Consider the following 4,280-nt stretch of genomic DNA (forward strand, 5'->3'; position numbering starts at 1 on the left):
CGATCTTCCTCCTCGCGGCCGACGTAGAGCGCCTCGGCGAACTTGGTCTTCACCACCGCCGGGGCGACGGCGTTGACGCGGATCCTCGGCCCGAGCTCCTCGGCGAGGGTCTCGGTGAGGCTGATCATCGCCGCCTTGCTGGCGCCGTACATCGAGATGTACGGCGCCGGGCGCACGCCGGAGAGCGAGGAGATGTTGACGACCGAGCCGCCGTGCTCCTTCATCCAGCCCCTGAAGGCCTCCTGCGTGAAGCCGAGGGCGGCCACGACGTTGACGTCCATGATCTTGCGGGCGGCGTCGAGGTCGAGCTCCATCAACGGACCGAAGGCCGGGTTGATGCCGGTGTTGTTGACCAGCAGGTCGACGCTCCCGAAGGCCTCGATCGCCGCCGCGACGACATCGGCACGGTGCGCGGCGTCGCCGGCGTTGCCGGGCACCCCGAGCGCGTGCTCGGAGCCGCCCAGCGACTCGACGGCCTCGGCCAGCGCCTCGGGCTTGCGGGCGGTGATGACCACCTTGGCGCCCTCGGCGACGAGCCGCTCGGCGATGCCGAGCCCGATGCCGCGACTGGCACCGGTGACGATCGCGACCTTGCCCTGAAGTCCCCGCACGCGATCAGCCCCGCGCGAGCGGGTCGATGACCTCGTGCTCGTAGAGCACGCCGTCGAGCACCTTGAGGTGGCGGCCGCCGTCACCGAGCAGGTGGTCGAGCACGGTCAGGTGGGCCATGTACATGCCCACGCTGTACTCGGCGGTCATGCCGATGCCGCCGTGCAGCTGGATGGCCTCCTGGCCGACGTGACGTCCGCCGCGGCTGACCTGCAGCCCGACGCGGGCAGCCGCGTCGGCCACCTCCGTGGGCTTGCCCGCGGCGACGACCATCGTGGCCCAGTCGACGAGGCTGTGGGTGAGCTCCTGCGAGGTGTACATGTCGGCGGCCCGGAAGGTCAGCGCCTGGAAGGTGTTGAGCGTGACGCCGAACTGCTTGCGGCTCTTGAGGTACTCCGTGGTCGCCTTGAGCAGCGTCTGCATCGCGCCGAGCGACTGGTTGGCCGCCATGATCCGCGTGATGTCGTGGACGACGGCGATGCTCGCGGTGACGTCGGCACCCGCGGCACCCAGCGGCGTCGCGGCCGTGGCGTCGAAGGTGATGCGGGCGGCGCGCCCACCGTCGTACGTCGAGTAGCCCTCGCGGGCAGGGGCATCGCCGGCCACGACGAAGAGGCCGGTGCCGCCGTCGGGCAGCGCCGCGCTGACGATCAGGACGTCGGCGCGAGCGCCGTGCAGCACGCCGTCCTTGGTGCCGCTGACGGTCCAGTCGTCGCCGTCCTGCGAGGCCGTGACCGCGCTCGCGGAGTCGGACCAGCGCGAGCCGGGCTCGGCGTGGGCGAAGGCCAGCACCGACTCGCCCGCCGAGAGTGCGCCGAGGATCTCCTGGCGCTGCTCGGGCGTGCCGACGGCAGAGACGAGGCCTCCGGCGAGCACGACGGAGCCGAGGTAGGGCTCGGGGGCGATGACGCGACCGAGCTCCTGGCACACGATGCCGATCTCGACCGGGCCGGCGCCGACGCCGCCGTCCTCCTCGCTGAAAGGGAGGCCGAGCAGGCCCATCTCGGCGAGCTGGCCCCAGACCTTCTCGTCGAAGCCGGGGTCGCCCTTGGTGGTCTGGCGACGGGTCTCGTAGTCGCTGTAGGTCTTGCCGATCAGGCCGCGTACGGCGTCGCGCAGGGCGTCCTGCTCGTCGTCATAGGTGAAGTCCATGTCTGTTTCTTCCTGTCCCTGGTCTGGTCTCTGATGGGCCGGCTCAGAGGCCGAGAATCGTGCGGCTGATGATCTGGCGCTGGACCTCGTTGGACCCGCCGTAGATCGAGGCCTTGCGGAGGTTGAGGTAGGTCGGCGTCGAGCGGCGGTACCAGGACTCGGTGTCGCCGGCCTCGCCGGACGCGAGGGTCTCGGGGCCGCCGAGGTCGACGACGAGCTCGCTGACGGCCTGCTGCAGCTCGGTGCCCTTGAGCTTGAGCACGCTGGAGGCCGGGTGCGGCTCACCGCCTTCGGAGTGGGCGACGACGCGCAGCGCGGTCAGCTCGAGGGCGAGCAGCTCGTTCTCGAGCTCGATGATGCGCGCGCGCAGCAGCGGGTCGTCCTTGATGATGTCGGCGCCGAGCTCCTTGGCGCGGGCCAGGACGCGCTTGGTCGAGCCCACCGGCGCGACGCCGACGCGCTCGTTGCCGAGCAGGAACTTGGCCTGCGTCCAGCCGCTGTTCTCCTCGCCGACGAGGTTGGCCACAGGCACGCGCACGTCGGTGAACCAGACCTCGTTGACCTCGTGGCCGCCGTCGATCAGCTCGATCGGGCGCACCTCGAGACCCTCGGACTTCATGTCGATCAGCAGCATCGAGATGCCGGCCTGCTTCTTCACGTCCGGGTCGGTGCGCACCAGGGTGAAGATCCAGTCGCCGTACTGGCCCAGCGTCGTCCAGGTCTTCTGGCCGTTGACGACGTAGTGGTCGCCGTCCTTGACCGCGGTCGTGCGCAGGCTGGCGAGGTCGGAGCCGGCGTCGGGCTCGGAGAAGCCCTGGCTCCACCAGATGTCGAGGTTGGCGGTCTTGGGAAGGAACTCGTCCTTCTGCTCCTTGCTGCCGAACTGGGCGAGCACGGGGCCGATCATGGAGGCGTTGAACGCGAGCGGGATCGGCACGCTCGCGGCCTGCATCTCCTCGTTCCAGATGTGGCGCTGCAGCTCGGTCCAGCCGCGGCCGCCGTACTCCTCGGGCCAGTGCGGGACGGCGAGCCCGGCCTTGTTGAGCGTCTGCTGCGACTCGACGATCTGCTCCTTGGTCAGCTCACGCCCCTCCGCGACGGCGGTCCGGATCTCCTGGGAGACCTCGGTGGTGAAGAACGTGCGCATCTCGTCGCGGAACTTCTCGTCCTCGGGCGACAGCGGGAGCTGCATTGCGGTGCCTCCTGGTAGCGGCTGGTGTGGTGCTGGCTTGGGTGTTGGCTGGGGTGTTGGCTGGGGTGCTCGCTTCGATCTGGCGTGCGCCTCCCATCTAACTCGCCGGGGGGTGACCCCGACTAGCAGGGGAGTGCCAATCGATCCTGGGCGCTGCGCACAACCCGCGCCACACCCGTGGGTGGTGCGGGTGCAGGAATCCCCGGTGATCCGGGGATTCCTGACGTTCTCAGGGAGAACTTTCCCTGAGAACGTCAGGAACTCCCTGGTCGCAGGGTCGCGTGAGACTGATGGGGACGACGCGCGCCGGCAACGTGTGCAGGCTCAGACCAGACCGAGCGCCGCGTCGACGATCGCGGCGACGTCGAGCCCGTGAAGCGCGTAGGCGTCGGCGAGGCCGGAGGACTGCCCGAAATCCTCGACGCCGAGGCAGCGGATGCGGTCGCCGCGCGCGCCGGCGAGGAAGGACAGCGTGTGGGGGTGTCCGTCGAGGACGGTCACCAGTGGCGCCGGCGTGCTCGTCGGCAGCAGCTCCTCGAGGACGTCGCCGCCGGTGCCGCCGCCCCGGCGTCCGCGCTGCTGGAAGGAGCGGAAGACCAGGTCGGGGCTGGTCAGGCAGACCACGCCGGCCAGGACGCCCTGCCCGCGCAGGCTCTCGGCCGCGGCGAGCACCTCGGGCATGATCGCGCCCACGCCGACCAGGGTCACCTGCTCGTCGCCGAGCGCGTGGTCGGCCGGGAGCCGGTAGCCGCCGGCCACCGCCTGACGGCGCCGACGCTCCACGAGTGCCGGGTCGTCGGGCAGGGCTGCCAGCTCGGGGTCGAGGGGTCGCGTGGAGAGCCGGAAGTACGACGACGTGCCGCCCGGCACCCCCACGGAGTCCATCGCGGCCAGGAAGCACCACTCCAGGTCCTGGGCGAAGGCCGGCTCCCAGGCGGTGCAGCCCGGCTGCTCCAGCCCGATCGACGGCGTGGTGATCGACTGGTGCGCGCCGCCCTCCGGCGCCAGCGTCACGCCCGACGGCGTCGCTACGACCATGAAGCGGGCATCCTGGTAGCAGGCATAGTTCAGCGCATCGAGACCGCGGCAGACAAAGGGGTCATAGACCGTGCCGACCGGGATCACCCGCTTGCCCCAGAGGCTGTGCGCCAGCCCCGCTGCCCCCAGCAGCAGGAACAGGTTCATCTCGGCGATGCCCAGTTCCAAATGCTGGCCCTCGGGGGCAAAGTTCCACTTGGCGGTCGAGGGAATGCGGTGTTCGATAAAGGCATCCGCCTGGGCCTCGCGGGCGACCAGTTTGCGCCGGTTCACCCAAGGCCCCAGCCCG

4 protein-coding genes are annotated in these 4,280 nt (G+C 70.4%); all 4 read right to left on the bottom strand.

Going from position 1 to position 4,280, the window contains the following annotated elements; genetic code table 11:
• Positions 1 to 611: SDR family oxidoreductase (locus VOI19_RS15255; RefSeq protein ID WP_323793820.1), on the bottom strand; the 611-nt coding region annotated here is incomplete at its 3' end.
• Positions 612 to 615: 4 nt separating this feature from the next.
• Positions 616 to 1,761 carry an acyl-CoA dehydrogenase gene (locus VOI19_RS15260; RefSeq protein ID WP_323793821.1) on the bottom strand — a complete coding sequence of 382 codons (1,146 nt, stop codon included), beginning with the start codon at positions 1,759 to 1,761 and terminating at the stop codon, positions 616 to 618.
• Positions 1,762 to 1,804: 43 nt separating this feature from the next.
• Complete coding sequence (locus VOI19_RS15265; RefSeq protein ID WP_323793822.1) at positions 1,805 to 2,953, bottom strand: acyl-CoA dehydrogenase family protein; 1,149 nt, start codon at positions 2,951 to 2,953, stop codon at positions 1,805 to 1,807.
• Between the two features lie 324 nt (positions 2,954 to 3,277).
• Positions 3,278 to 4,280 (bottom strand): transketolase-like TK C-terminal-containing protein (locus VOI19_RS15270; RefSeq protein ID WP_416366388.1); only part of this gene is annotated, 1,003 nt, incomplete at its 5' end.

The sequence above is a fragment of the Nocardioides sp. genome (assembly GCF_034670285.1).
Taxonomy (GTDB): Bacteria; Actinomycetota; Actinomycetes; order Propionibacteriales; family Nocardioidaceae; genus Nocardioides.

Excerpts from the sequence above, each read along its gene's own strand:
- VOI19_RS15260 (WP_323793821.1), bottom strand. The coding sequence starts at position 1,761 with ATGGACTTCACCTATGACGACGAGCAGGACGCCCTGCGCGACGCCGTA.
- VOI19_RS15265 (WP_323793822.1), bottom strand. The coding sequence starts at position 2,953 with ATGCAGCTCCCGCTGTCGCCCGAGGACGAGAAGTTCCGCGACGAGATG.